This is a genomic window from Planctomycetota bacterium, from assembly GCA_018242585.1.
Taxonomy (GTDB): Bacteria; Planctomycetota; Planctomycetia; order Pirellulales; family PNKZ01; genus JAFEBQ01.
Window position 1 is genome coordinate 129,658 of the sequence record JAFEBQ010000019.1, and the last position, 26,882, is coordinate 156,539.

A 26,882-nucleotide genomic window follows, 5' to 3' on the forward strand; every position below is an offset into this window, starting at 1 on the left:
GCGATGTTGATGTTGGCGATCCTGGCGATGAGCGCGAACGCTGCGCTGGCTGCCGACAAGCCGGCGGCGCTGGCCTTGCCCGAGGTGATTGCCCAGGTCCAGCCCAAGATCGTCAAGATTTACGGCGCGGGGGGCTATCGGGGTCTGGAATCGTATCAGAGCGGCATGCTGATCTCGGCCACGGGGCATGTGCTGACGGTCTGGAGCTACGTGCTCGACACCGAGTTCATCACGGTGGTGCTGAACGATGGCCGGCGGTTCGACGCCAAGTTGCTGGCGGCCGATCCCCGCCTGGAAGCGGCGGTGCTGAAGTTTGACGCTCAGGATTTGCCCCATTTCGATCTGACCAAAGCGCCGCAAGCCGACGCCGGCGCGCGAGTGCTGGCGTTCAGCAATCTGTTCGGCATCGCCGTCGGCAACGAGCCGGCCAGCGTGCAACACGGCGTGATCTCGGCGCGATCGCGGCTCGACGCGCGGCGCGGCGGGTTCAAGACGCCGTACCGTGGACCGATCTACGTGACCGACACGATCACCAACAATCCTGGGGCGGCCGGCGGCGCGCTGACCAACGGCCGTGGCGAGTTGCTGGGCATGCTCGGCAAGGAACTGCGCAGCGCCCAGACCGGCGCGTGGCTCAACTACAGCATTCCGGCGGCCGAAATGGCCAAGACGGTCGACGAGATTCGCGCCGGGCGGTTTGTCCAACGCCCGGCCGATGACCAGGCGGCCAAGCCCAAGCAGGCCCTTTCGGCCGAACTACTGGGGTTGGTGTTGGTGCCCGACGTGTTGCAGCGGACGCCGCCGTATCTGGACGCGGTGCGCGCCAACTCGCCGGCGGCGCGGGCGGGACTGCGGGCGGACGATCTGGTGGTGTTCGTCAACGGCCGGCTGGTCCCGTCGTGCAAGTCGCTGCACAACGAGCTGGAATTCGTTGACCGGATCGACAAGGTGCAGATCACCGTCATGCGCGGCGAGGACTTGATCGACGTGACCCTGGGAGCCGACGAGGCGCAACCATGATCGCCAGTTGGTTCACTACGATCGTGTGCGCGACGGCCCTGGCTGCCGCGGCCGCCGACGAGGCGACGCCGCTGGCCCAGCGCGAAGAAGCCGCGCTCGCCGCGGCCGCGCGTGGCGTCGCCCCCTCGGTCGTGGGCGTGGAAACATTGGGTGGTCTCGAGCGTGGCGAGGGGGAACTGACCAGCGCCGGGCGCGCGACGGGACTGATCCTGACGCCCGACGGTTACATCGTCACGAGCCTGTTTCAGTTCACGGGCGAAACCAGCGGTGTGCTGGTCTCGCTGCCCGACGGAACGCGGGTGCCCGCCAAGCTGGTGGCCCGCGACTTTCGTTGCCGGCTGGCGCTGCTGAAGGTACACGTCGACGAACGATTGCCGACACCGGTCTTGGCGCCAATGGCCCAGGTGCGCGTCGGCCAGTGGGCCGTGGCTGTCGGCCGCGCGCTCGAAGCCCAGGAGGCCAACCTGTCAGTCGGCATCGTCAGCGGGCTGAATCGCATTTGGGGGACGGCCATCCAGACCGACGCCAAGATTTCGCCGCACAATTACGGCGGGCCGCTGGTTGACGTGCGGGGGCGCGTGATCGGCGTCCTCGCGCCGCTGTCGCAGGACAAGCAGAACGCCGAAACCGACACCCAGTGGTACGACGCCGGCATCGGCTTTGCCGTGCCGATCGATCAGGTGATGGCGCTGTTGCCGCGCTGGCAGCAAGGGACCGATTTGAAGATGGGGCTGGTCGGCGTGGCCCAAAAGCAGGGCGATCTGTTCGCCGATCCACCGGTGCTGGCCTCGGTGCGCCCCAATTCGCCGGCGGCCAAGGCCGGCTTAAAAGCCAACGATCGCATCGTGGGAGTCGACAAGTTGCCGATCGACCGGCAGATCGACTTCACGCGCGAGCTGAACCGGCGCTATGCCGGCGACACGGTCCATGTGACGATCCGCCGCGGCAGCGAGACGCTGGAACGGGACATGACGCTGGTCGATCACTTGCTGCCGTACGCGCGGCCGTTTGTCGGCGTGCTGTTGGCGCGCGGCGAAGAGAGCGAGCCGGGCGTCACGGTTCGGTACGTGTACGAGGAAAGCCCAGCCGCCAAGACGGGCATCATGGCCGGCGATCGGTTGTTACGCTTTGGCGAGCAGGCGATCGAGGGGCGTGCCGAGCTGGCCGCGATCGTCGCGGCCAGCTCGGCAGGGAACAAGGTCAAGATTGAATTCACCCGCAGCGGCGCGGCACAGTCGGTCGAGCTGACCCTGGCGGCCGAGCCCGACGCGGTGCCGGCATCACTCCCCGCGCTTCCCGAGTTGCCCGCTCCGGTCGCAGGCGCGCAGCCCGCCGTGGGGCAGTTGCCGTTGCGCTCGGCCACGGTCGACAACGAAGGGTTGCTATACGTGCCCGAGGACTTCGATCATCGCGCCGGGTACGGGCTGCTCGTCTGGCTGCACGGGGACGAAGGGTTCGACGCCGACAGCTTGCTGGCCCGCTGGCGTGAACTCTGTCAGCAACATCGCTTCGTGCTGCTCGCGCCTATGGCCAAAAGCAAGAAGCGTTGGGCCAGCGAAGACCTGGACATGTTGAAAGGGGCGCTCGATCTGGCACTGGCCGATTACCAGCTTGATCCTTTGCGCGTGGCGGTTCACGGGCAGCAAAGCGGCGGGGCGATCGGTTCGCTGCTGACCTTCGCGCGGCGCGAGCAGGTGCGCGGCCTGGCGGTGATTCAATCGCCGATCTTCGGCCAAGTGCCCGACAACGATCCGGAGTATCGATTGTGGTTCTTCGTGGCCTCGCCCGCTTCGACTCAGCTCGACAAGCTGATCAAGCGGGTGCGCGAGCTGAAGTACCCGCTGGTCTCGCGGCCGCTCGAAGCCAAGGCGGCGTACTTGAACGACGCGCAACTGGGCGAGTTGTTGCGCTGGTTCGATTCGCTTGATCGGATTTAGAGCGCTAGGGGCAAAGGCATGGAATCCTGGCTGACCTTTGGGTTTTACGCGACCATTCCTGTTTCTCTGCTGTGTTCGCAGCACGTCGTGTTCGAAGGCGGGCCGTCGAAGTCGGGCTGGGTCGGCGCGTTGGTCATCGACGTGGTTTGGGTGGCGATCGGCGTGACCCTGGCCGCGAAGTACCTGCTGAACACCCGACTGCCTGAGCCCGACGAGGAGGTGTTCATGGACCAACTCACCTGGTTCGTCGTGTTCGTGCCGTCGCTAGTGGCCTTGGGCTGGTGCCTGTGGCGTCGACCACGCCGCGAGCATGGCGACTCATGACCGGTCTTGATAGGCATCGATTGCGCCCGACGCTGGCGCGGCAGCGACCAGGCGGAGCGCTATGAACGATTGGCGACGAACGGCGATTGGCGTGCTGGCGATTGCGCTGTTGACGGCCGGCGTCCTCGCTTCGTGGCTGGGGGACGGCGAGTTTGCCGCCAACCTGGCGGCGGCGGGTCTGCGCTGTGGCGGGGTGCTGGCCGTGCTGTGGCTGGCGCTCCCCGATCTGGCTTCGCCCAAGAATCGCTGGTGGCTGTTGATGCTGCTGGCGGCGTGCGTGGCGGTGATCGTGTTGCCGCGCTGGATCCCGTGGGGGAAGTTGCTCCCGGCGCTGGCGGCCGCGTGGGGGCTGTTGATGATCTTGCGCCCGCGGCGGCGGCAGAAGGCTAGCCACGGAGGCACGGAGTCCAACCACGGAGACACGGAGACACGGAGTTCGGCACGGAGGAATTGAGAAAAGAGAAAGCAGAGTGTGCCGAGCACGTCGTGACATTTCTATTATCACGCGGCATGAAGCAACCCTTCTCCCTCGGGGAGAAGGTGGCCGAAGGCCGGATGAGGGTCACCGTCGTCCCACTGGAAGGCGTGACTTCAGGCCACGTGGACCCTCATCCGGTTCGCTGCGCTCACCACCTTCTCCCCGGGGGAGAAGGGTTAAAGCAAGATCTCCTTCGTCATTCGTGCTTCTTTCGACTTTCGGATTTCGTCATTCGTAATTTCCGGCGCTTCAGTATCCCACCGCTGCCGGCGCGGACGTTTCGATCGTGATCGCCGGAAGGTTCAGGCGCACGCGGGCTTCGTCCATCATCTCCTTCGTCCGGCTCGCGCCGCAGCGGCTGACGCCGAGCGCCCGGACTTCGAGCAGCGTGTCCAGGTCGCGGACGCCGCCGGCCGCTTTCACCTGAACCGCGGCGGGCGAGTGCCGCCGCATCAGTCGCAGATCGTCCATCGTCGCGCCGCCGGTGCCGTAGCCGGTGCTGGTCTTGACCCAGTCGGCTCCTAGCTCGCCGCACAGCTCGCAGAGCTTGATCTTGTGTGCGTCTTGCAGGTAGCAATTCTCGAAGATGACTTTGACCTTGGCCCCGCCGTCGTGCGTGGCGCGAATCACCTCGGCCAGGTCGCGACGCACGACATCCCAATTGCCGCTGAGAACCTGGCTGATGTTGACCACCATGTCCAGTTCCAGGCCGCCGTCGGCCAGGGCTTGTCGCGCCTCGGCCACCTTGACGGCCGTGGTGTGGCCGCCGTGGGGAAAGCCGATCGTCGTGCTGGGCTTGACCGTCGAGCCGCGCAGCAGTTCGGCGCAGCGTCGCAAGGCGAACGGCAGAATGCAGACGCTGGCCACGTCATAGGCCACGGCCAGGCGGCAGCCGGCGTCGAGCTGCTCGCTGGTCAGCGTGGGGTTGAGCAGCGAGTGATCGATCATCTTCGAGACGTCGGCATAGGTAAATGTCATGAGGGGTGTTCCGATTGTTTGTAAATGACGAATGACGAAATCCGAATGACGAAGGGAAATACTCGGCGGTACGATCGATCAATACCTATTACCTTCAGTGAACGGCAAAATGACTTTCAACGACACGTATCGAGACTGACACGTGACCCTCATCCGGCGGCTTGCGCCGCCACCTTCTCCCCGGGGGAGAAGGGTTTCCGGCAACCGTCATTCGTCATTCGGATTTCGTCATTCTGGTTTTCGGTTATACGGCTTTCCGCCGGTGCGCCGGGCGGTTGTCGCGCCAGCGGCGGTGGACCCACCAGTATTGTTCGGGGTTCATCCGGACCATCGCTTCCAGCTCGTTGGTGAACCATTGGGTCAGTTGCTTGGGGGTCGTCGATTCATCGACGGCCGAGCGAGGATCGTACACGCCTGCCACGCCCATTTCAAAAAGCATGGGCCGTTCCATCCGCCGGCAGTAACAGCAAACCATCGTCGCCTGGTTGTCCAGGGCGAACAGCGCGATCGCCTTGTGGGCCGACGCCGGCCGGCCAAAGAAATTGACCCAACAGCCTTTGGTGCCGGCGTACTGATCGGCCAGAAAGCCCATCGTGCCGCCCCGCGACAAGACGGCCAGAATCTGCTCGTAGCCACCCTTCTTGGGAATTACGTGCTGCCGGCCCTCGCTCCGCGCCTGGTTGACGAACTCGGCCAGGTAAGGGTTGTCGAGCGTGCGGGCCACCGAGTAGGTCTCGAAGCCCAGGATGCCCATCATGGCGCCGCCGACTTCGAAGTTGCCGAAGTGGGCCGAGATCAGCAGCGTGGCCTGATCACCGAGCAGAATCCGGCACAACTGCCGCGCGCCGCGCATGGTGATGAACTGCCGCCAGTTCGTCTCGTGCAGCTTGCGCTGGCAGTGCGAAGTCTCGACCACCAATAGCAGCAAATGCTCCCACATCCGGCGGATCAGTTTGCGTCTGTCCGCTTCGCTCATTTCCGGATAGGCGAGCCGCAGGTTCTCGTCGGCCACCTTGCGGCGCAAGGGAATGACGCTGGTCAACACCCTGGCGATTGCGCGGACAATCGTCACGCAGGTGGCCAGCGGCAGCGCCTGGACCGTGCAGATAAACACGCGAACCGCGGCATAGCTCAGCAGATCGAACAACGTCCGGAACATGCAACCATCCGTGGCCGAGGGGTGGTCTTGCGACGCAGGTTATTTCTTCTTGCCACCGGCGGGCTTGGGCTGCGTCTTGTCCAGCTTGATGCTGCGGGCCTTCAGCTTTGGGTCGCCGGCCAACGGCAATGTCACCGGCTTGCCCGTCTCGGCCGCTTTGTAGATGCCCAGGATGATCTCGACGCTGCGCCGCGCCTCGGGGCCGTCAACGGCCGGGCGGCGGTCCTTCTTGATGGCGTCGACCATATCCTGAAACTGCTTGGCGTGCCCGTGGTGGCCGATGGCCGAGGGGTCGCCCGCGCCGCCGCCGGTGCTCTTGCGGCCGTTCATGCCGGCGATGATCGCCGCGTCGCGCTTCTCGGGCTTGGCAAAGTCCCACTTTACCAGGTCTTCTTCTTCCATCATGGCTGAGCCGGTCGAGCCGTGCAGTTCCAGCCGCTTCAAGTAACCCGGATACGCGGCCGTGGAGGCTTCGATCACGCCGAGCGCGCCGTTGGCGAACCGCAACGTGGCGACGGCGGTGTCTTCGACGGCGATTCGTTCGTGGGCCAGGGTAGCAACCTGGGCGCGAATCTCGGCGACCGGGCCCATGAACCAGGCCAGCAGATCGACGTTGTGGATCGCCTGGTTCATCAGCGCGCCGCCGCCGTCCAGTTCCCATGTGCCGCGCCAGGCGCCGCTATCGTAGTACTGTTGCGAGCGGAACCACTTCACATAGGCGTCCCCCATGGCCAGCTTGCCGAAGCGGCCGCTGTCGATGGCGCGGCGAATCTGCTGGCTCGAATCGTGGAACCGCGAGGGGAAGATCGCCCCCAGCTTCACGCCCGCCTTCTCGCACTCGGCAATGATCTTGTCGCAGCGCTTCAGGGTGATCTCGAGCGGCTTTTCGACGATCACGTGCTTGCCGGCTCGGGCGGCGGCCACGGCCGGATCCAGGTGCGCGCCGCTGGGCGTGCCGATGGTCACGATCTCGACGGCCGGGTTCTTGAGCATCGCGTCCAGGTCATGATACGCCTTGCAGCCGGTCTCGGCGGCCAGCTTGTCGGCCGAGGCGGGGAACGCGTCGAAACAGGCGACGAGCTTGCCTCCCTTCACGTCGGCAATCGCCTTGGCGTGAAAGCGCGAGATCATGCCGCAACCGATGATGCCAAAACCGAAGGCCATGGGTGGTATATCCGTGTTGCTAATGGTGCGATGGATCGTGTGGCTGCCAATATAACTTGTGGCAGGCTCGATTAAAAATGATGAATGTCGAAATCCGAATGACGAAGGGAATTCGACCACGACGGCACGACGGACACGACGCAGGAAAGGCAAAGGTCAGGAATTTGAACCGCAAAGACGCAAAGGACGCCAAGAAAACAGAAGGCAATCTAAATCGCGGAGTTAGAACTCTGACAATCTTTTCTTTGCGTTACTTCGCGTCTTTGCGGTTCAATTCTTTCCGACGTCGTGTTCGTCGTGCCGTCGTGGTCGAATGCTTTGGATATTGGACCTTCGACATTCGTGCTTCGTCATTCTGGTTTCCGGGCCTACGGCCGGTCAGCACCACTCGCGCTTGTCGACCACGTTTTCCAAGGGCTGGCCGTCGGCGAACAGCTTCAGGTTGCGCAGCAGGACTTGCAGGTGGCGATCGGCGATTTGGGGTGAACGAGCGCCGATGTGCGGGGTGAGGATCACGTTCTCGAAGCTCCACAGTGGGTGCTCGGCCGGCAACGGCTCGATCTCGAACACGTCGAGCGCCGCGCCGGCAATCCGCTTTTCAGCCAGCGCCTCGGTCAACGCCGCCAGGTCGACGAGCGCGCCGCGACCGACGTTGATCAGAATCGCCTCACGCTTCATCCGTTCGAGCTGTTCGCGCCCGATCAAGTGCGCGGTTCGCGGCGTGTGAGGCGCACAGAGCACGACGTAATCACTCTGGGCAAGCAACGCATCAAGCGCCTCGACCGGTGAGCAGGGCACCTCGTCAACCACGGTCGGCGCGGCCACCCGATCGACGGCCACAGGCAACATTTCAAATGCCTGAGCCAGGCGCGCCACCGCGCGGCCAATGCCCCCGTAGCCGACAATGCCGATCGTCGCGCCGGCCAGGTCGCGGTGAGCGCGGTCGACGTCGGTCACTTCGCCCGCCTCGCCCCACTTGGGGGTCGGTGAAGCCTCGCCGCCGTACGCGGCCCACTGTCGCCGCGCTTGCTGGCGCAGGTAATGGTGCAAGTTGCGCGAGAAGCAGAGCAGGTAGCCCAGCACGTGGTTGGCGACGATGTCCGAGAAAATGCCGCGCATGTTGGTCAGCACGCACGGGTGCTCGACCAACTCGGGGAACAGGTAATGCTCCAGGCTCGCCGTCGACGATTGCACCCAGCGCAGCTTGCGCGCCGCGCTCAGCAACCGCGGCGTGATTCGGCCAAACAGCGCGTCGGCTTCGACGATCGCGGCCAGCGCGGCTTCTTCGCTGTCGGCGTTCACGACCATGAAAGAGGGAACGGCCTGTTCAATCCGCCGCAACCGCGCCGGCTCAACCGCGGGAAAGATGACGAGGAGCATGGGGGGAGGAGAAGTTGCTAGTTGCTAGTTCCTGGTTGCTAGTGAAGCAGAGGCATCGCTTCGCGACGCTCGCCGGTGCCTTTATCCTAGCAACTAGCAACCAGCAACTAGCAACTTTTACACCAGCTCCCCAATCGCTTCCGCATCGTCCACTAGGCCCATCGGGCGGCCAGTGTGATCGGTCAGCTTGGCGTGCGGGTCGATGCCCAGGTGCCGGTACAGCGTCGCCAGCACATTCGGCGGCGTGTAGGCCCGGGTCGTGGGGGCGGCGCCCAGGCTGTCGGTCGCGCCGATCATTTGCCCCGTCTTGAAGCCGCCGCAAGCGAACATCGCAAAGCCAGCGCTCAGCCAATGGTCGCGGCCGCCATTCTTATTGACGACCGGCGTGCGGCCGAACTCGCCCCATACAACCACGGCGACATCGCGGTCGAGCCCGCGCTGGTGCAAGTCGGTGACCAGGGCCGCGATCGAACGATCGTAGGCTGGCAACTGCTCGCGCGAACGCTCGAAGATGGTGCCGCGCACGTCGGCAACATTGCCGTGATGATCCCAGCCCCCTTCGCTGATCGTGACGACCGGCACGCCGGCCTCGACCAGCCGCCGCGCGATCAGGAAATTGGTCCCGTGCCAGGTGCCGCCGAACTGGTAGTTATGTTTCATGGTCACGTCGGCGCCGTACAGAGCACGGATGTGCGCCGGCTCGCGCGAGGTGTCCAGCGCGTCGCGCACGAGCGACGTGGTCATCAGCTCGATCGCCTGGGCTCGATGGGCGTCGAACGCGGCCACCTGGTCGTTCTGGCGCTCGGCCTCGCGCCGTAGGGCGTCGAACTGGTCGCGCAAGCTTGTCCGCCCGTCCAGGCGTGACAAGGGGACGTCGTCCGAAAGGGCCAGCGCGCTGCGTCCCGCGCCGACTGGTGCAAACGGCGCGTGGGCTTCGCCGGCGTACATTGCCATTTCGGCGCGGGCGACCGTGCGGGGGTGATCGTTCATGCCCAGCGACATGTACCGCGGCAACTTCGTCGGCCGATCCGGCAGCAATCGACTGACCACCGAGCCGAACGCCGGCCGGCGCTGGGCCAGCGGGAAGCCGCTGAAGACTTCGTGCAACTGGTGATCGGGCTGGATGAACCGCATGCTGCGGACGATGGCCAGCTTGTCGGCGATCTTGGCCTGCGCCGGCATCAGGTCACAGAACTGCATGCCGGGCACGTTGGTCGGCGCGGGGCGAAACTCGCCGCGCACTTCGGCCGCGGCGTCGGGCTTCATGTCGTACATGTCGTGATGCGACGGCCCGCCGGGCAGACAGATCATGATCACGGCTCGCGGCTTCGCGCCGTCGGCCGCGCCGAGCGCTCGCAGGCGCAGCATATCGGCCATGCCCAGTCCGGTAGCGCCGAGCCCGCCGATCCGCAAGAAGTCGCGCCGCGAGAGGTGGTCGCAGTAGCTGTGCCGAGCGCCGAAGATGGTGAGCATCGGTCGAACCCTCAAGGGGGCAGGCAGGCGAATGACCGGCAGGGAGCGAGGCAGGGCAGGGTTAACGCATCAGTCGAGTTTGATGATAGGGTGCAGCGAATTGTCGGTCAAGCGCGGAATGAAAAGAGGCTAGGGGCGAGGGACTAGAGGCTAGGGAAGAAGAGAAATGCGCCCGTCGCCATTCGCGACGACAAACGCTTGTGGTTTAGCCGCAGGGCCAAAGGCCCGCGCGATTTGAGGCGTGTGCGACCGGCGAGGTCACTTGAGCAATGGCAAGCCCTGCTCAAACTCTTTCATCCGGTCTTTGATCGTCGTGAGGCGAACGTCAAACTCGTCCTTATAGAGGGCTTTGAAGTCGCAACGATAAGGAGTGTGGTTTTGATATGCGGCGAGGCATTCACGGCGAAGCACAAGTGTCGCTGGCGTACATTTCAGCCGGTACTTAGATGCGTCGAGCACGTGGCTTTGCCACTTAATCGCCTGCTCAAAGTCGCCGATTTCGGCATACGCTGCGGCGACGGTGCAGATTTTGTAACGATCCTTCCAGTTGTTGATGTCGCACGCGTGCAGGGCGAGATCAATCGCCTTGGCTCCGTCGCGATGCTTGGCGTCAGGACACGTTGCCAAGATCCACGCCAGCAAGGTAATCGCTTCGGCGTCTCGAGGATCGAAACGGATTACCTCATTCAGGTCAGCTATTGCCGCAGCATAATCCAGAAGAAATAGATGGATTTCCGCGCGTTGTAACAATCGGCGTGCAGTTGACGGTTTGTCCACAACGGCCTGATTGGCTACGCGTAATGCAGTTTCGGAATCATTCCGCCACAAGGAGACCATGATGCGAAGAATCGCTACGTCATCCGAGTCGGGGTCGAAACTGTCGGCCTTGTCGAGCTCTTGTAGCGCGCCGTCAAAGTTGTCGTGACTTGCCTTCACCGTCGCGCGGCGGACATACGCCTGAGCATCTTTAGGGTGACGAATGCTCTCGGCGAATTCTTGTAGACCTTGGACATACGCCGTGTAGTCCTTACCCTGCATCGCGGCACGTCGATCGGCGAGTACGTCTTTGTTATCGGGGGTGAGCATCAGCACCGTGTCAAAGTCCGTGATCGCTCGGTCGTAATCACGGCGGTAAGTCCAAACACGTCCGCGCTCCCAATAAAGATGAGAATCGTTGGGTTTTTCCAGAATGCGCTCGCTGAGCAGCCGAATCGCCTCGTCGAAATCCAATATGGCTTTGACCATATCCCCCTGCCATTCATGGGTGATGCCGCGACCGCTAAACAATTCAAAGCGTGTGGGGTCTAGGTTGATCGCCTCGGTGAACTTGCCGATCGACAAGGCGAATTTTTTGTCGTTGCAGGCCTTGGTTGCCTCGGCGTAAAGAACGTCAACACGCTGGGCCGTCTCGCTCTTAGATGCCGCCAGTGTGATGGGTGCTGGTTCGGCAGCGCGCACGGGCTGGCCCCAACCGACTGCGACGAGTGCCAGAACGACGACGGTAATTGGGAAGTTCTTCATGTCCGGGATGATACGGCGACTGACTAAAAACCAGCAATTCCGGTTTTGGTCAGTGGTCCGTAGTCAGTTGTCCGTTGTTATGAAAAACCATTGGCAAGCTAGCGATGGGCGATGAGTCTGGCGCCGGAGTGCAACGGACCACTGACTACGGACAACGGACCACCGATTTGACCGCCAATCGCCTCATCCTGTACCCCCGTTCACCAAAATTCATTCGCAACTTCCCGGCTCACCGATTACCATGCAAAGGTTCGCCGCACGCTGGCCGAGCCTTCCCCCGGGAAGCCTCGCTCGGCGTGCCCGGTTCGTACCTGCTCCTTGTCCCTCTCGTACCTGAATGGCGGCACGTTCCCCACCGCGGCGCTTGCCCTGCGCCGTGCCAGCGGTAACCTGCTGCTATTGAGATTGCACGCCCGCGCAGCCCTGCCGGGCCGACACCCCAGCCGACGGAGAACGCTCATGCTCAATTTGACCGGTCGTGGAACCGCTCACACGTGCGATGGCCTGTCGCGGCGCGACTTCTTGCAAGTCGGCTCGCTGGGGGCGATTGGCCTGACGCTGGCCGATATGGTCGCCGCCGAGGCCCAGGGCAAAGTGGTGCCCGGCAAGGACGACCGGTCCTGCATCTTGATCTTCAACCTGGGCGCGCCGAGCCAGATCGACACCTGGGACATGAAGCCGGACGCGCCGTCGGAAATCCGCGGGCCGTTCAAGCCGATCAGCACCGCGTCGAGCGAGATTCAGATTTCGGAAATCTTCCCACTGATGGCGCAGCACGCCGACAAGTACTCGCTGGTGCGCAGCTGCTACCACACCGCGGCTGCGGTACACGACACCGGACACCAGATGATGCAGACCGGGCGCTTGTTCACCGGCGGCATCAACACACCTCACGCGGGCTGCGTGGTCAGCTACTTGAAGGGTCGCCGCACCGATCTGCCGGCCCACGTCATTCTGCCCGAGCCGATGGGTCGCACCGGCGGGAACCTGCCCCACGGGCAAGACGCCGGCTTCCTGGGCAAGGCGCACGATCCGTTCGTGCTGATGGCCGACCCGTCCAAGCCTGACTTCAAGGTGCCCGACCTGCTGCCGCCGGCCCAGATTGGCGAAGCGCGCTTGAATCGGCGGCAGAAGCTGCGCGACATCGTCGACCAGACGGTAAAAGATTTCGAGGCCAGCGACGACGCCCAGTTGTTGGACAGTAACTTCCAGGCGGCGTTCCGGCTGATGACCAGCAAGCAAGCCCGCGAGGCGTTCGATCTGACGCGCGAGCCGAAGGCCGTTCGCGAGCGGTACGGCATGAACCGGTTCGGGCAATGCTGCCTGCTGTCGCGGCGGTTGGTCGAAGCCGGCGTGCGGTTCGTCACGGTCAACACCTTCTTGACCGTGTTCGATGAAATCACCTGGGACATCCACGGCAGCAAGCCGTTCACGTCGATCGAAGGCATGCGCGATATCGTCGCGCCGATGTACGATCAGGCGTACAGCGCGTTGCTTGAGGATCTGACGCAGCGCGGCATGTTGAACAACACGCTGGTGGCGTCGCTGGCCGAGTTTGGCCGCACGCCACGCGTGAACCCGGCCGGCGGTCGCGACCACTGGCCGCAATGCTGGACCAGCGCGTTTGCTGGTGGCGGCGTGCAGGGTGGCCGCGTGGTCGGTCGCAGCGACCAGGTCGGCGGCGTGCCGGCCGAACGTCCGGTTGACGCCGGCGAGGTCGTGGGGACGATCTTCCACAGCCTGGGTTTGAACTTGGAAACCACGTTGCCTGGTCCACAGAAGCGGCCCTTCGCGCTGGTCGACCACGGCAAGCACGAGATTCGGGAATTGTTTTAATCGGCCGTGTTCACACCTCTCCCTTTCAGGGAGAGGTCGCGAGCGCAGCGAAGCGGGTGAGGGTAAAGACGTTCACGACCAAACGACTATGCAGTCAGAGATCAGCTCTGGGCGCAAAGCGTGTTGGCGAGCGGCGCGTTGACCCTCCCCCTGGCCCCTCCCTGGAAGGGAGGGGTGTTGACGAATAGCCAGCACGGACTTGAACATCGAGATTCGCGCGGCCCTTTGTTGAGCAAGATGTCAGTACCAACCGAGGACACCGGTCCTTGGCGCTTTGTCGTGCAAGGCGACAGAGTAGTATGAGAAGTGTCGTCGCAGGGCCGCCTCCGGCTGGGTAGGGCGGACTTATCGCCTGGGACGCACGGCAAACTACATTTCGTCGGTCGCTGCCCCACAAGCGACCGAGGAGGTGCGACTTGCATGCCTCGCTGTCAATCATTGCGCATATCTCGCCGCCGCGTTGTCGTCGCTAGCCGGTTGTTCACTGCCGCGGCGCTTCTTTTCTGTTCCGCCTGCGCAGCCTCTGCCGCAGACAACGCCGGGCAACTGGTGATCCTGCCTGGCAAGATCGAGTTGGCCAGCTCCGAAGCGCGCCTCGCGCCGCTGGCCGAACGTGTTGACGCGGTAGGCATGGCGCACGGCCACGTCTCGAAGGAGCTGGCCTGGTCGGTCGACGATCCGAAAGTCGCCGTGCTCGAAGACGGCATTTTGCGCCCGACCGGTAACGGCACGACCAAGCTTCGCGCCAAGTTTGGCAACGAATCGGCCGAAGCGCCGGTCACCGTCCGCAACATGGACAAGCCGTTCACCTGGAGCTTCCGCAATCACGTCGAAAGCGTGCTGGCCAAGGCCGGCTGCAGCACGGGTCCTTGTCACGGTGCCCAAGCCGGAAAGGGGGGCTTCAAAATCTCGTTGCTTGGCTACGACTCGGCCGGCGATCATTCGGTGATCACGCGCCAAGCCCGCGGACGCCGCGTGGTGTTGAGCGACCCGGGACATAGCTTGCTGTTGACCAAGCCGACCGGGCTGGTGCCGCACAAGGGGGGCGTGCGATTCAAGGACGACTCGATCGAGTATCGGGTGCTGGCCGAGTGGATCGCCGCCGGCGCGCCCGCGCCGCGCGACGACGACCCGCGCATCGAGCGGTTGGAGATTCTGCCGTCCCAGGCGCAACTTCGGCCGGGCGAAAAACAGCCGCTGCTCGTGCTGGCCCATTTCACCGATGGCCGCGTCGAAGACATCACTCGCTGGGCGCGTTACACCTCGACCAACGAATCGGTTAACCAGGTAAGCGACCGCGGGCTGGTCAGCGTGGTCGGTTACGGCGAAGGGGCGATCACGGCCTGGTACCTGAGCAAGGTCGTCGTGGCCACCGTGGCCGCGCCCTATCAGAAAGAGATTCCCGCCGAGGTGTTCAGCAAAGCGCCGCAGCGGAACCTGATTGACAAGTTGGTGCTCGAAAAGCTCAAGAGCCTGAACATTCCGCCTTCGCCACCGACGAGTGACGGCGAGTTCCTGCGCCGCGCGTACCTCGACACGATCGGCATGCTGCCCACGGTTGACGAGGTGACGGCGTTCCTAGCCGACAAGCGCGCCGACAAGCGCGATCGGCTGATCGAGTCGCTGCTGCATCGCCCCGAGTTCGTCGACTATTGGTCGTACAAGTGGGCTGACTTACTGCTGGTGAACAGCGAACGCTTGAAGACCTCGGCCGGTGAAGGGGGCGATCCGCGGTCGTCGCAGATGTGGGCCTATTACTCCTGGATTCGCCGGCACGTCGAAGCCGACTCGCCGTGGGACGCCATGGTTCGCGAGTTGCTGACCTCGACCGGCAGTACCTTGGAAAACGGCGCGGCCAACTACTTCCTGCTGCACAAAGACCCGTTGGACCTGGCCGAGACCACGACCGTGGCCTTCATGGGGACGAACATCAACTGTGCCCGCTGCCACAACCATCCGTTGGAAAAATGGACCAACGACCAGTACTACCAGATGGCCAACATGTTCTCGCGCGTGCGAATCAAGCTGACCCCCGACGGTGGCAACGTGATCTATGCCGCCACCGAGGGCGATCTGGTCCAGCCGCTGACCGGCAAGCCGCAGCCGCCGCGCCCCCTGGACGGCAAAGCGGTGGACATCGACTCGCCGGCCGATCGGCGCGTGGCGCTGGCCACCTGGCTGGTCGGTCCCGAGAACCCGGCCTTTGCCCGCTCGGTTACCAATCGGGTCTGGGCCAACTTCATGGGAATCGGACTGGTCGAGTATGTCGACGACATGCGGGTTACGAACCCGGCCACGAATGACAAGCTGCTGAGCGCGCTGGCCCATCACCTGGTCGAAAACAAGTACGACCTCAAGTCGCTGATGCGGTTGATCCTGCAGTCGGCGACCTACCAGCGCGACAGCCGACCCGTGCCGGGCAACGAACAAGATCGCCGGTTCTACTCGCGCTACTACCCGCGGCGGCTGATGGCCGAAGTGCTCTTGGACGCGGTGAGCCAGGCGACCGGCGCGCCGACCGAGTTCAAGGGCTACCCCGTTGGGTGGCGCGCGTTGCAACTGCCCGACTCGGGCGTGTCGTCATACTTCTTGGAGACGTTCGGCCGACCCGACCGATTGGTCACGTGCGAGTGCGAACGAACCCAGGAGCCGTCGATGGTGCAGGTGTTGCACATCTCGAACGGCGAAACGATGAACAACAAGCTGCAAGCCAAGGGGAACCGCATCGACGGCTGGCTGACGGCCAAGGCGAAGCCCGAGCAGATGATCGAGCAGGCCTACCTGGCCGCGCTGGCTCGCCAGCCGACGCCGCAAGAGCGCGACAAGATCCTGGCCGTGCTGGCCGAGTCGCCGGCCGCAGAACAACGACAAGTGATCGAGGATCTAATGTGGGGCATTTTGAGTAGCAAAGAGTTTCTCTTTAATCACTAGGGATTTAGCCACGGAGACACGGAGACGCTGAGGTTAGCACGGAGGCGGCGTGTCCGTTGTCAGTGGTCCGTTGCGATTCGAATCATTTGTTCGTGGATTTGTTTTCTCCGTGCAAACCTCCGTGACACCGTGCCTCCGTGGCAAAGTTAGGCGTCGAACCATGCAAATCAGAAATATCTTGGCGGCCTGGTTGGTAGTGGCGGGCTGGGCTTCGTTGGCCTGTGGCGCTGACGCCCCTGATTTCCAGCGGGACGTTGCTCCGGTGTTGCGCAAGTATTGCGTGTCGTGCCATGCGGCCGACGACCCCGAGAACGGGCTCGTACTCGATAGCTTCGCTGGCCTGCAAAAGGGTGGCGAGAATGGCGCGGCCGTGGTGCCCGGCGCGGCCGACAAAAGCCGGCTGATCCTGATGATCGAGGGCAAAACCAAGCCGGTCATGCCACCCAAGGACAACGAAGCGCCGACCGCGGCCGAGATCGCCTTGCTGCGCCGCTGGGTCGAAGCGGGCGCCAAGGGCCCCGCCGCCGGCGACGCGCCGCAGATCACGACTCTGGTGACTCCCAAGATCAAGCTTCGCGCGCCGGCCCGCAAGAGTCTGACCGCGGCGGCATTCAGCCCCGACGGCAAGCTGCTGGCCTTGGGAGCCTATGGCGAAGTGCAACTGGTCAACGTCACCACGCAAGCGCTCGCGCGGCAACTGGCCGACATTCACGGCAATGTGGCGACGCTCGGCTTTACGGCCGACGGCAAGCAGTTGGTCGTGGCCGCTGGCGAGCCGGGCGTGTATGGCGAGGCGACGGTCTGGGAAATCCCTAGCGGCAAGCTGGTCCGCCGCGTTGTCGGCCACAAGGACAGCTTGTACGCCGTGGCGGTCGACCCCAGCGGCAAGTTGCTGGCCACCGGCAGCTATGACCAGCAGATCAAGCTCTGGCAGTTGGCCGACGGTCGCGAGCTGCGCACGCTCACCGGGCACAACGGCGCGATCTTCGACCTGGCCTTTCGCCCCGACGGCAAAGTGCTGGCCAGCGCCAGCGGCGACCGGACGATCAAGCTGTGGGATGTCGCCACCGGCGCGCGGCTGGACACCCTGTCGCAACCGCTCAAGGAACAGAACGCCGTCGCCTTCAATCCCGACGGCACGCAACTGGCCGCCGGCGGCGTTGACAGCCGCATTCGCATTTACGGCATCAGTAAGGACGCGGCCGAGAACACCAACCCGCTGTTGTTCACCCGGTTCGGTCACGAGGGGGCGGTGTTGCGGCTGGCCTACGCACGCGGCGGCGGCACACTGGTCAGCGCCGGCGAAGATCGCGCGATCCGTGTCTGGGACACCAAGAACTACACCGAACGCCGGCAATTCGGCAAGCAGAGCGACTTGCCGCAAGGGCTGGCGATTGCCGCCGACGGCAAGGCGTTGGCCATCGCCCGGCTCGACGGAACCTGGGGGCTGTTCGACGCGATGAGCGGCGCGGCCCTGCTGCCGCCTAAGCCGGAATTGGCGTCGATCGATCGGCGCGGCCTGCAAAGCGGCCAGTCCATGCGCGTGAAGTTGACGGGCAAGAACCTGGGCGGTGCCACGGGCGCGACCCTGCGCGCGGCCGGCGTCGATGCCAAGCTGCTGAGCGCGAAACTGGTGGCCGATCCGAAAGCGATGGCCGGCGAGCTGCAGCTTGACCTGCTGGCCGCGGCCGGCGTGCCGCGCACGGCGGCCATGCTCGCGGTCGCCGGGCCGGGCGGTGCGAGCAACGAATTGACGATTTATATCGACGACTTGCCGCAAGTGGTTGAAGCCGAGCCGAATGATGTCCGCGGCAAAGCGACACAGGTCACGATGCCGACCGCTTACTGGGGGAACATCGCCTCGCCCGGCGATCAGGACCATTACCAGTTCGAAGCCGCTGCCGGCGAGACGATTGTGGCCGAACTGTCGGCCAAGCGGATCGGCTCGACGCTGAACGCGACGCTGATCCTGCTGGACCCGCAAGGGGAAGTCGTGGCCAGCAACAACGATTTCGACGGCCAGGCCGATCCGCTGTTGGCGTACAAGATTCCCGCCGCGGGGCGTTACACCTTGCGAGTTCACGATCTGACGATGCAGGGAATGGCGACGAACTATTACCGGTTGAGCGTGGGCAAGTTTGCCTACGTGACGGGCGCTTACCCGCTAACGATTTCCGTCGGGCGCGAAACGTCGGTCGAGTTGGTGGGCTACAACCTGCCGATGGGGCACAGCGTGAAGCTGTCGCCGACCGCGGCGGGGGATGTACCGGTGCCGGTCGATGCCAAGCAATATCGCGTGGCCCGCGCGCTGCAGGTGATGGCGACCGGAGATCGCGAATCGCTAGAGAAGGAACCGAACGACGAGTCGGCCCAAGCCACGCCGATCGGCACGATTCCGCCCACCGGGTTGGTGAGCGTGAACGGACGGATCGGCCCGCGTCACCAGAACGGCCAGGAAGATTTCGACCTGTTCCGGTTCGAGGCCGAGCCGGGTCAGCAGATCGTGATCGAAACGCTGGCCGCGCGGCGCAGCTCGCCGGTCGACACCAAAATCGAAGTCCTGCACGCCGCCGGCAAGCCGGTCGAGCGGGTGCTGCTACAGGCGATGCTCGATTCGAGCCTCACCTTCCGGCCCATCAACTCGGACCAGCTCGACCCGCGTCTGACCAATTGGGAAGAGATCGGGTTGAATCAGTTGCTCTACATGCAAGGCGAAGTCGGCAAGATCTTCCGCATGCCGCAAGGGCCCGACTCGGGTTCGCAGTTGTATGCCTTGAACGGCAAGCGGCGAGCCTACTTTGACACGAGCGGCGTGGCCCACGCCATGGACGAAGCTTGTTACATCGTCGAGCCGCACGCGCCGGGGACGCAACTGACGCCGAATGGCTTGCCAGTATTCAAAGTCTTTTACGCCAACGACGACGACAGCGATCGCAAGCTGGGGGCCGATTCACGCGTCCACTTCACGGCGCCGGCGCGGGGGAGCTACCTGGTCCGGGTGCGCGACGTGCGCGGCTTTGGCGGCGATCGGTTCGCGTATCGGCTGACGCTGCACACGGCCCAGCCCGACTTCACCGTCACGCTGGCGACGGCCAAGCCGGCCATCGAAGCCAAGAGCGGCGTCGGACTGTTGTTCCGCACGGAGCGGATCGACGGCTTTGACGGGGACATCCAACTGGAGTTCGAGAATGTCCCGCCGGGCTACACCGCGACGTCAACGACGATTCAAGCCGGCCACGTCGAAGCCCGCAGCTTGCTGCTGGCCGGCGAGGTGAAGGAACTGGGCGATTGGAGCAAGGTCCGCATCACCGCCAAGGCCGAGATCAATGGCCAGTTGGTGACCAAGCCGGTGGCGAACATGCTGACCCCCGCCAAGCTGGTCGAGCAGCCCAAGGTGCGCATCTTTTTGGAGCCGCGCGAGCTGACGATTGCGCCGGGCACGACCATCAAAGCCAAACTGCGGATCGAACGGCTGGGCTTCGAAGGACCGGTGGCGTTCGATGTGCAGAACTTGCCGCACGGGATCATCGTGGACAACATCGGGCTGAATGGCATTCTGATTCCGGCCAAGGACAGCGAGCGCGAGTTGTTCTTGAACGCGGCGGACTTTGTGCCCGAGACCGATCGGTACTGCTTTGCCGAGGCCAAAATCCCCCGCGCGACCAAGGATCCGGTCCCGCCGGCGGCGACGCCGGCCGTGATGTTGCACGTGCGCCGCGGGCCGGGCGTGCTAGCCCGCGCTGAAGCGGAAGCCCCACAAGTGGCGGCTCCCAAGAAATAACACGGGGAGAAATTGAACTGCAAAGGACGCAAAGAAAACACAGGGAAGTTAAACGCAGAGAGCGCGGAGGGTCGCTGAGAGAAAAGGGTGAAATCCATCCCCTGCGCATCTCAGCGCTCGCTGCGATTCAGATTGCCTTTTTTTCTTTGCGACCTTTGCGTCTTTGCGGTGAAAATCCCAATGAACGACCGGCCGCGAATGTCGATGCGCGCGTTTGTGGCTTTGGCGCGCGAGGCAATGGGTCAACTGCCGGCGCCGTTTCATGCCTGGCTCGAGAACGTGGTCGTCGATGTCGAGCTGTCGCCGTCGCCCGCGCTGTGCGAGGAGATGGAACTCGAATCTCCCGACGACCTGTTCGGTCTGTTTCAGGGTCACGCGGTGACCGAGCAGGAATACGGCGACCACTTGCCGAACCGAATCCTACTGTTCAAGCGGCCGATCGAACGAGCCTGCCGCAGTCGGGCCGAGGTGGTCTACGAGATTCGCCGCACGGTGATCCACGAATTGGCGCACCACTTCGGCTACTCGGAGGCAGACCTGGACGAGTTCGAATCGCAACCCAGCCCGTTCGATGAACCGGGTTCTTCGAAGGAAGAAAACTAACCACGACGGTTTGGTGACACGAGAGAAGAGGATTCACCGCAGAGACGCAGGGGCCGCAGAGAAGACCGCAGGAGGAGCGGGAAGCACTCGGGATTCGACCACGACGACACGACGAACACGACGTTGGAAAATGGTGCAATTTGAACCGCAGAGACGCGGAGGGCGCAGAGAAGACATTGAAAAGGTGAGCGAAAAGCATGCTTTAACACGTGGTCATTGGTGTTTCAGCATTCATCACTTATCACTCCGCACTCATCATTTCCTACGTCGTGTTCGTCGTGGTCGAATGCTTAAGTTTTTCGGCATTGAAGCAAAGCGCTTGCAACTGTTCCAGGAGCTGCATACAAGGGTCAATATCCCGCCTGTTGATGGTCCTCGCTTGGCAGCCTTCCCGATTCCTTTGTCGTGGTGAGTTGATTATGTCGCTGCGCGCCTTGCTGTTCTTTGTCGCGTTATCTTGTGTGTTCGTCCGTGGTGCCGCCGCCGACGAGCCGCCGCCGTTGCGGCCCCAACCGATCCCGCGACTGCAAGCCTTGCCAGGAGTCGATTACGACACCTTCCTGCGCGACGGGGTCGAGTTGGCGCGCTACTGGCGTCGCGCCGACCTGAAGCGGCCGTTCGTCTATCCGATCATCGGCCCCAGCGGCCGCGCGCTGACCCGCATGGGGCACCCGCACGATCCCGTGACGCACAGCCACCACAACTCGGTCTGGGTCGCCCATCATGACGTCAACGGTATTGACTTCTGGGGAGATACGACCAAGTCGGGTCGCATCGTCCCGCAGCGGATCGAGCGCTACGACGACGGCGACGAAGCGGCGTCGTTGACGGCGGTGAACGCCTGGATCGCGCCGGACGGCAAGACGTTTCTGACCGAGCGGCGGCGGCTGACCGTCGAGCCGCTCGAAGACAATCAGTGGCGGCTGCTGATCGATCTGGAGTTCAGCGCGCCACAAAGCCCGGCCACGTTCGGCAAGACCTCGTTCGGCCCAGTGGCGGTGCGAATGGCCAAAAGCCTGGGCGTGCGCGACGGCGGCGGCCAGATTCGTAATAGCAACGGCGACGTCAACGAGAAGCAGGTCTTTTGGAAGCCGGCCCGCTGGTGCGACTACTCGGGCGCCGTGGCCGATGGCGTGATCGAAGGGATCACGCTGATGGACCACCCGACGAATGTGAATCACCCGACCAAGTACCATGTCCGCGACGACGGCTGGATGGGGACCGGCGTCTCGTTCGACGGGCCGGTAACGATCGAGCCGGGCACGCCGTTGCGGCTGCGGTACGGGCTGTTCGTTCATCGTGGCCTGCCCAGCGTCGAGGCGCTCGACGCCGAGTGGAAGAAGTTCGCCGATACCACGCCGCCGGTTAGCTTGGCGCCGGAGAAGAAGAAGTAAGACCAGGAGAAGTTGCTAGTTGCTGGTTGCTAGCGGCTAGTAAGAACCTTCTCGACGTCAGTCTTTTGCGTCTGCCTAGCAACTAGGAACCAGCAACTAGCAACTTTTAGGAGCCAACTTTCATGCGTTACTTGACGCTCGCACTTACCCTCTGCTGCGTCTTCGCCTCCTCCGCCTTGGCCATCGACGATTACGTGCTGGGGCCTGACAGCGAACGGCACGAGGGCGTCCCGCAAGGCAAAGTCACCCAGCAAGAGCCTTGGAAGAGCAAGGTCTTCGAGGGGACCGTTCGCGATTGGTGGATCTATGTGCCAGCCCAATACGACGGATCCCAGCCGGCTTGTCTGATGGTGTTTCAGGACGGCGGCGGCATGGTCAACGAAAAGGGTCAATACCGCGTGCCGGTCGTATTCGACAACCTGATCGCCCGCAAGCAAATGCCAGTCACGATCGGCGTGTTCATCAACCCGGGCGTGTTCCCGTTCGAGAAGCCGCCGGCCGATCCCAAGGCCAAGCCTCGCTCGAATCGCAGCTTTGAATATGATTCGCTGGGCGATCAGTACGCGCGGTTCCTGCTCGACGAGATCATTCCCGAGGTGAAGAAGAACTACAAGATCACCGACGACCCCGCCGGTCGGGCGATCTGCGGCAACAGCTCCGGCGGCATCTGCTCGTTCACGGTGGCCTGGGAGCGGCCGAACGAATTTCGCAAAGTGGTCAGCCACATCGGCAGCTTCACCAACATCCGCGGCGGGCACGTCTATCACGCGATGATTCGCAAGACGCCGCCCAAGCCGCTCCGTCTGTTTCTGCAGGACGGCTCGAACGATCTGGACAACGAGCACGGCAACTGGCCGCTGGCCAATCTCGAGATGGAAGCCGCGCTAAAGTTCGCCAAGTACGACTACAAGTTCGTCTTTGGCGACGGCAAGCACAGCGGCAAGCACGGCGGGTCGATCTTCCCCGACACCATGCGCTGGCTGTGGCGCGATTATCCGGGCGTAGTGGCGAGCGCCGAGACGAAATAGCGGGAGCGATTAGCGGTTAGCAATTAGCGATTAGACAAAAAAGAGAGCCCAGGGGGTGAGGCCCCTGGGCTTGTGGGGTGGTTGAGTTTGCCAGGCTGGCGCGAGCGGAGTTCTACCGCTCGGCGGGGTTCGACAGATACTTCGTGCGGCGGCCGATGTCGATGTTGACCGAGTGATACGGCCGGCCCAGGTTGCCGCTGTCGAACATCGTCTGCCGCATGTGCTCGACGTCGTCGTGGCCGATGGCGCTGGTGAAAATAGGCATCAGGTATTCAATCCCCAGCTTCGATGGCTTCATTCCCTCGGCGTCGTAAAACGCCGGATGCATCTCGCGGGCGTGGATCATCCCCCAGCGATCGCGCAGCTTGTTGGCGTCGATGCTGCTGACCTGGAAGCCTTGCGTGCGGCTCCACTTCAAGGTCGAAACGCCGTTGTTCTGCCCTTCGAGCAGCATGTCGACCGCCTTGCCGCCCAGCTGCGAGGCGTAGAACCGGTCGAACAAGAGCGGCCGCCCGCCGCGCTGGGTGTGGCCGATCTTGCGAGTGAAGATGGCGTTGCGGGCGGAATCGCCATAGCGCGAGAAGTAATTGTCGCCAATCCGTTCGATCAACACGTTGCGCAGCGCCTCGGCCGCGCCGGTCAGGGACACGTTGCCGGCCGGATCGCGAACCGCCTTTTCGGCCCCCAGCTCGACGCCATCGGGTCCAACAATTCCCTCGCCGCAGACGATCACCACGTTCTGCTGCAAGTCGTAAATCTCTTTGACCCGATCGACCAGCCGTTCGATGTTCAGCGGGCATTCGGGCACCAGCACCAGGTCGGGCTGGCCATAGGACGAGCCGAGCGCGATGTAGCCCGAGTGGCGTCCCATCACCTCGACAATGCCGACTCGGCGGTGGCTTTCAGCCGTCGTGCGCAGCCGTTCAACACCCGACACCGAGACGAACACCGCCGTGGCATAGCCCGGCGTGGCGTAGTTGATCATCTGTTCCAGGTCGAGCGTGTTGCGCGGCGGCTGGCGCACGTATTTGTAGCCCTCCGTGTTCTCGGCCGGCTGGCGCATCCATTCGTCGGCTTCGTTGGCGTAGTTCAATCCCAGATCGTTGTCGATCGTCTTGGGGGCCAGGACCGTCGGCAGCATGTCGCACAACGGCTGCAGGCCGTTCAATGTCCCGTCGCCGCCAATGCAAATCAGCCCTTCGACCTTCAGCCGGGCCAAGCGGTCGGCAATCCGCGACAAGGCCGCCGTGTCGTTGGGGTCGACAAAGTCGCGCGAGGCCCCCAGCACGGTGCCGCCATAGGTGGCGTCGAGTTCCGGGATGGTGCTGAACAGCGGGTTCAGCGGCAAGTGGGGAACCCGCGCGTCGAACAAGCAATTGAAGCCTTTGATCAGGCCAATCACTTCGATGCGCAACTGGTTGGCCCTGGCTACCGCGCCGAAAATCGTGGCGTTGAGCGCTGGCGTGTCGCCGCCAGCGGTGAGAATACCGATTCGCTTCACCGCAACCGTCTCCCAGGTAAGGGCCTCACATCTTTCGCCACGCCTGCCGAGCTGACGCTTTGAATGTAGCCGACCGGCGCTGTTTGATGGAAGATCGACCGGCGAAATGCCGCCCCAGAGGGTTCATGTCTGCTGCTAACGAAAGCAGAAAATGGAATCTCGACCGGCTGCCAGCGTGCCGCGCGGTTCTTTAGAATGGGATGCGTGCCGCGTGAGCGTTCCCCTCGCATTAGCCCCTGGTCAATGACCGGGGGCCCTGTGTCCCACACGAGTGGAAGGGGGCAAGCTTGCTCGACGTTGACCGTATAACGCCCTCGCACGCGCGGCACAGTTTATCTCATCGTTCCAGTCTCTCATCCCGGCGCGAGCAATCTGACCATGCCCAATCCCTGGACCGGCCGCGGCAACCCTTACACCCGGGCCGAGGTCCGCGCGCGTCTGCAAGCCGCCCTCGACCGGGGCGAGCCGATCATCGCGGCCGGCGCCGGCACGGGCATCTCGGCCAAGTTCATCGAGCGGGGCGGGGCCGACCTGTTGATTGTCTATAACTCGGGACGCTTTCGCATGGCCGGTCACGGCTCGACCGCGGGGCTGATGTCGTACGGCGACGCCAACGCCATCGCCATGGAGATCGGCGAGCACGAAGTGTTGCCAGTCGTGGACCAGGTGCCGGTCATCTGTGGCGTCCACGCCACCGATCCGCGGCGGCGGATGTGGCATTGGCTGCTCAAAGTGAAAGAGATGGGTTTCTCGGGCGTGAACAACTTTCCCACGCACACCATCGTCGACGGCCAGTTCCGCCAGGTGCTGGAAGAAACCGGTATGAGCGTCGAGAAAGAATTCGAGATGGTCGCCATCGCCAGCAAAATGGACCTGTTCTCGATCGTCTATGTGGCCACGCCGGACGAAGCGCGAGCCATGGCCCAGTCGGGTGCCGACGCCATCATCGCCCACGTCGGCACGACGGTCGGCGGGTCGATTGGCGTGACCGGCGCGGCTTGCTCGCTGGACGACGCGGTACGCAAGACCCAAGCGGTGATCGACGCGGCTCGGGCGGTACGCAGCGACATTTTCTTCCTGTGCCACGGCGGGCCGATTGCCACGCCGGACGACGCGCGATACGTGCTCGACCGAACCGATTGCCAAGGTTTCGTCGGCGCGTCGAGCCTGGAACGAATGGCGGTCGAAGGCCCGCTGGTCGAGATTACGAAGAAGTTCAAGGAAAAAAGTTCCTAGCGGCTGGTTGCTAGTTGCTAGTGAAAGTCTGCTGCATATGCCTGACTAGCAACTCGGAACTAGCAACCAGCAACTTCTTGCGACTATAGTTTCCACAAGCCACGCCACACCGCCCCCGAGCGATCGCACCTATGCCCACTGCCGCCGCTGCCGAGTCCGTGATCGAGATTCGCAACCTAACCAAGGTCTATCGCGACTTTTGGGGGCGGTCCAAGGTCCGCGCCCTGAACGCCTTGGATCTGAACGTGAAGCGCGGCGAAATCTTCGGCCTGCTGGGGCCGAACGGCTCGGGCAAGACCACCACGATCAAGCTGTTGCTGGGTCTGCTGTTTCCGACCGAAGGCGAGATTCTGGTCCTGGGGCGCAAGGCATCCGACGTCGAGAAGAACGAGCGGATCGGTTACCTGCCCGAGGAAAGTTACCTGTACCGGTTCCTCAACGCCGAAGAGACCCTCGACTTCTACGGCCGGCTGTTCGACATGCCCGCGGCCGTGCGCCGACAGCGGATCGAAGAGCTGATCAAGCTGGTCAAGCTCGACAAGGCCCGCCGCCGCCCCCTCAAGGAGTATTCCAAAGGGATGGCCCGGCGGATCGGTCTGGCCCAGGCGCTGATCAACGATCCCGAGCTGATCGTCCTGGACGAGCCGACCTCGGGGCTCGACCCGTTGGGCACCCGCGAGGTGAAGGAGCTGATCCTGCGGCTGCGCGATCAGGGGAAGACGATTCTGATGTGCAGCCACCTGCTGGCCGACGTGCAGGATGTCTGCGATCGGATCGCGATCCTTTACGAAGGTGAGCTGAAGGAAATCGGCCGCGTCGAGTCGCTTGTCCAGCAGCAAGATCAGACCGCGATTCGTACCTCGGCCCTTGGCCCCGAAGCGGTGGCCGAAGTGCGGGCCGTCGTCGAACGCCACGGCGGGCAGGTGCTGTCGGTCGAACACCCGACCACGACGCTGGAAGATTTGTTCTTGAGAATTGTCGATGAAAGCGCGAAGCGCCCCGGCCGGCGTGGGGGAGAAGAGGGGCTAGGGGCTAGAGGCTAGGGGTCGGAGGCGAGGAGCACGAGGCTGGAGACGAGTTTCCATCAACCCTTCTCCCACCGGGAGAAGGTGGCCGAAGGCCGGATGAGGGTCATCGA

Annotated in this window: 19 protein-coding genes; 12 read left to right on the top strand and 7 right to left on the bottom strand. The window is 63.5% G+C overall.

All coding sequences use genetic code 11. The features are described 5' to 3' along the window. Nucleotides 1–27 precede the first annotated feature (27 nt). The 4 genes from JSS27_10310 to JSS27_10325 all read left to right on the top strand — a co-directional run bounded on the left by JSS27_10310 (nucleotide 28) and on the right by JSS27_10325 (nucleotide 3,735). On the top strand, nucleotides 28–1,020 hold the full coding sequence (locus JSS27_10310; GenBank protein ID MBS0209337.1) for a trypsin-like peptidase domain-containing protein: 993 nt from the start codon (nucleotides 28–30) through the stop codon (nucleotides 1,018–1,020). Next, entirely contained in the window at nucleotides 1,017–2,957 is a 1,941-nt protein-coding gene (locus JSS27_10315) for a PDZ domain-containing protein (GenBank protein MBS0209338.1), read from the top strand. Before JSS27_10310 ends, JSS27_10315 begins: the two co-directional genes overlap by 4 nt. A gap of 18 nt (nucleotides 2,958–2,975) precedes the next feature. Next, complete coding sequence (locus JSS27_10320) at nucleotides 2,976–3,281, top strand: hypothetical protein (protein ID MBS0209339.1); 306 nt, start codon at nucleotides 2,976–2,978, stop codon at nucleotides 3,279–3,281. Between the two features lie 61 nt (nucleotides 3,282–3,342). Then, nucleotides 3,343–3,735: a hypothetical protein gene (locus JSS27_10325; GenBank protein MBS0209340.1), complete on the top strand. Its 393-nt coding sequence runs from the start codon at nucleotides 3,343–3,345 to the stop codon at nucleotides 3,733–3,735. Nucleotides 3,736–4,008: 273 nt separating this feature from the next. On the opposite strand, the gene deoC is transcribed toward JSS27_10325, so the two are convergent. The 6 genes from deoC to JSS27_10355 form a co-directional block, all read right to left on the bottom strand. Continuing rightward, the gene (gene deoC, locus JSS27_10330) at nucleotides 4,009–4,737 is read right to left on the bottom strand and encodes a deoxyribose-phosphate aldolase (protein ID MBS0209341.1); all 729 of its coding nucleotides are present in this window, start codon (nucleotides 4,735–4,737) and stop codon (nucleotides 4,009–4,011) included. A 244-nt stretch (nucleotides 4,738–4,981) separates the two neighbouring features. Beyond that, nucleotides 4,982–5,896 carry a lysophospholipid acyltransferase family protein gene (locus JSS27_10335; protein MBS0209342.1) on the bottom strand — a complete coding sequence of 305 codons (915 nt, stop codon included), beginning with the start codon at nucleotides 5,894–5,896 and terminating at the stop codon, nucleotides 4,982–4,984. A gap of 39 nt (nucleotides 5,897–5,935) precedes the next feature. Next, nucleotides 5,936–7,060 (bottom strand): Gfo/Idh/MocA family oxidoreductase, encoded by a 1,125-nt coding sequence (locus JSS27_10340; GenBank protein MBS0209343.1) that lies wholly within the window; start codon nucleotides 7,058–7,060, stop codon nucleotides 5,936–5,938. A gap of 378 nt (nucleotides 7,061–7,438) precedes the next feature. Continuing rightward, nucleotides 7,439–8,440: a D-2-hydroxyacid dehydrogenase gene (locus JSS27_10345; protein ID MBS0209344.1), complete on the bottom strand. Its 1,002-nt coding sequence runs from the start codon at nucleotides 8,438–8,440 to the stop codon at nucleotides 7,439–7,441. A gap of 117 nt (nucleotides 8,441–8,557) precedes the next feature. Then, a complete protein-coding gene (locus JSS27_10350; GenBank protein MBS0209345.1) occupies nucleotides 8,558–9,913 on the bottom strand; it encodes a DUF1501 domain-containing protein in 1,356 nt (451 codons plus the stop codon). A gap of 258 nt (nucleotides 9,914–10,171) precedes the next feature. Further along, nucleotides 10,172–11,434 (bottom strand): hypothetical protein, encoded by a 1,263-nt coding sequence (locus JSS27_10355; GenBank protein MBS0209346.1) that lies wholly within the window; start codon nucleotides 11,432–11,434, stop codon nucleotides 10,172–10,174. A 459-nt stretch (nucleotides 11,435–11,893) separates the two neighbouring features. Between JSS27_10355 and JSS27_10360 the strand changes: the two genes are divergently transcribed. From JSS27_10360 to JSS27_10385, 6 genes are all read left to right on the top strand, one after another. Continuing rightward, nucleotides 11,894–13,270, top strand: a complete 1,377-nt coding sequence (locus JSS27_10360; protein MBS0209347.1) for a DUF1501 domain-containing protein — start codon at nucleotides 11,894–11,896, stop codon at nucleotides 13,268–13,270. Between the two features lie 420 nt (nucleotides 13,271–13,690). Continuing rightward, complete coding sequence (locus JSS27_10365; protein MBS0209348.1) at nucleotides 13,691–16,201, top strand: DUF1553 domain-containing protein; 2,511 nt, start codon at nucleotides 13,691–13,693, stop codon at nucleotides 16,199–16,201. A 160-nt stretch (nucleotides 16,202–16,361) separates the two neighbouring features. After that, nucleotides 16,362–19,982, top strand: coding sequence for a pre-peptidase C-terminal domain-containing protein (locus JSS27_10370; GenBank protein ID MBS0209349.1), 3,621 nt, complete (start codon nucleotides 16,362–16,364; stop codon nucleotides 19,980–19,982). 180 nt (nucleotides 19,983–20,162) lie between these two features. Then, nucleotides 20,163–20,585, top strand: coding sequence for a metallopeptidase family protein (locus tag JSS27_10375; GenBank protein MBS0209350.1), 423 nt, complete (start codon nucleotides 20,163–20,165; stop codon nucleotides 20,583–20,585). A 419-nt stretch (nucleotides 20,586–21,004) separates the two neighbouring features. Further along, entirely contained in the window at nucleotides 21,005–21,979 is a 975-nt protein-coding gene (locus JSS27_10380; GenBank protein ID MBS0209351.1) for a PmoA family protein, read from the top strand. 122 nt (nucleotides 21,980–22,101) lie between these two features. Further along, nucleotides 22,102–23,007, top strand: a complete 906-nt coding sequence (locus JSS27_10385; GenBank protein ID MBS0209352.1) for an esterase family protein — start codon at nucleotides 22,102–22,104, stop codon at nucleotides 23,005–23,007. Nucleotides 23,008–23,119: 112 nt separating this feature from the next. On the opposite strand, the gene JSS27_10390 is transcribed toward JSS27_10385, so the two are convergent. Next, entirely contained in the window at nucleotides 23,120–24,508 is a 1,389-nt protein-coding gene (locus JSS27_10390; GenBank protein MBS0209353.1) for a 6-phosphofructokinase, read from the bottom strand. A gap of 378 nt (nucleotides 24,509–24,886) precedes the next feature. Here JSS27_10390 and JSS27_10395 point away from each other — a divergent pair, with 378 nt between their 5' ends. Next, nucleotides 24,887–25,744 (top strand): phosphoenolpyruvate hydrolase family protein, encoded by an 858-nt coding sequence (locus JSS27_10395; GenBank protein MBS0209354.1) that lies wholly within the window; start codon nucleotides 24,887–24,889, stop codon nucleotides 25,742–25,744. A 131-nt stretch (nucleotides 25,745–25,875) separates the two neighbouring features. Continuing rightward, nucleotides 25,876–26,787: an ABC transporter ATP-binding protein gene (locus JSS27_10400; GenBank protein MBS0209355.1), complete on the top strand. Its 912-nt coding sequence runs from the start codon at nucleotides 25,876–25,878 to the stop codon at nucleotides 26,785–26,787. Nucleotides 26,788–26,882 lie beyond the last annotated feature (95 nt).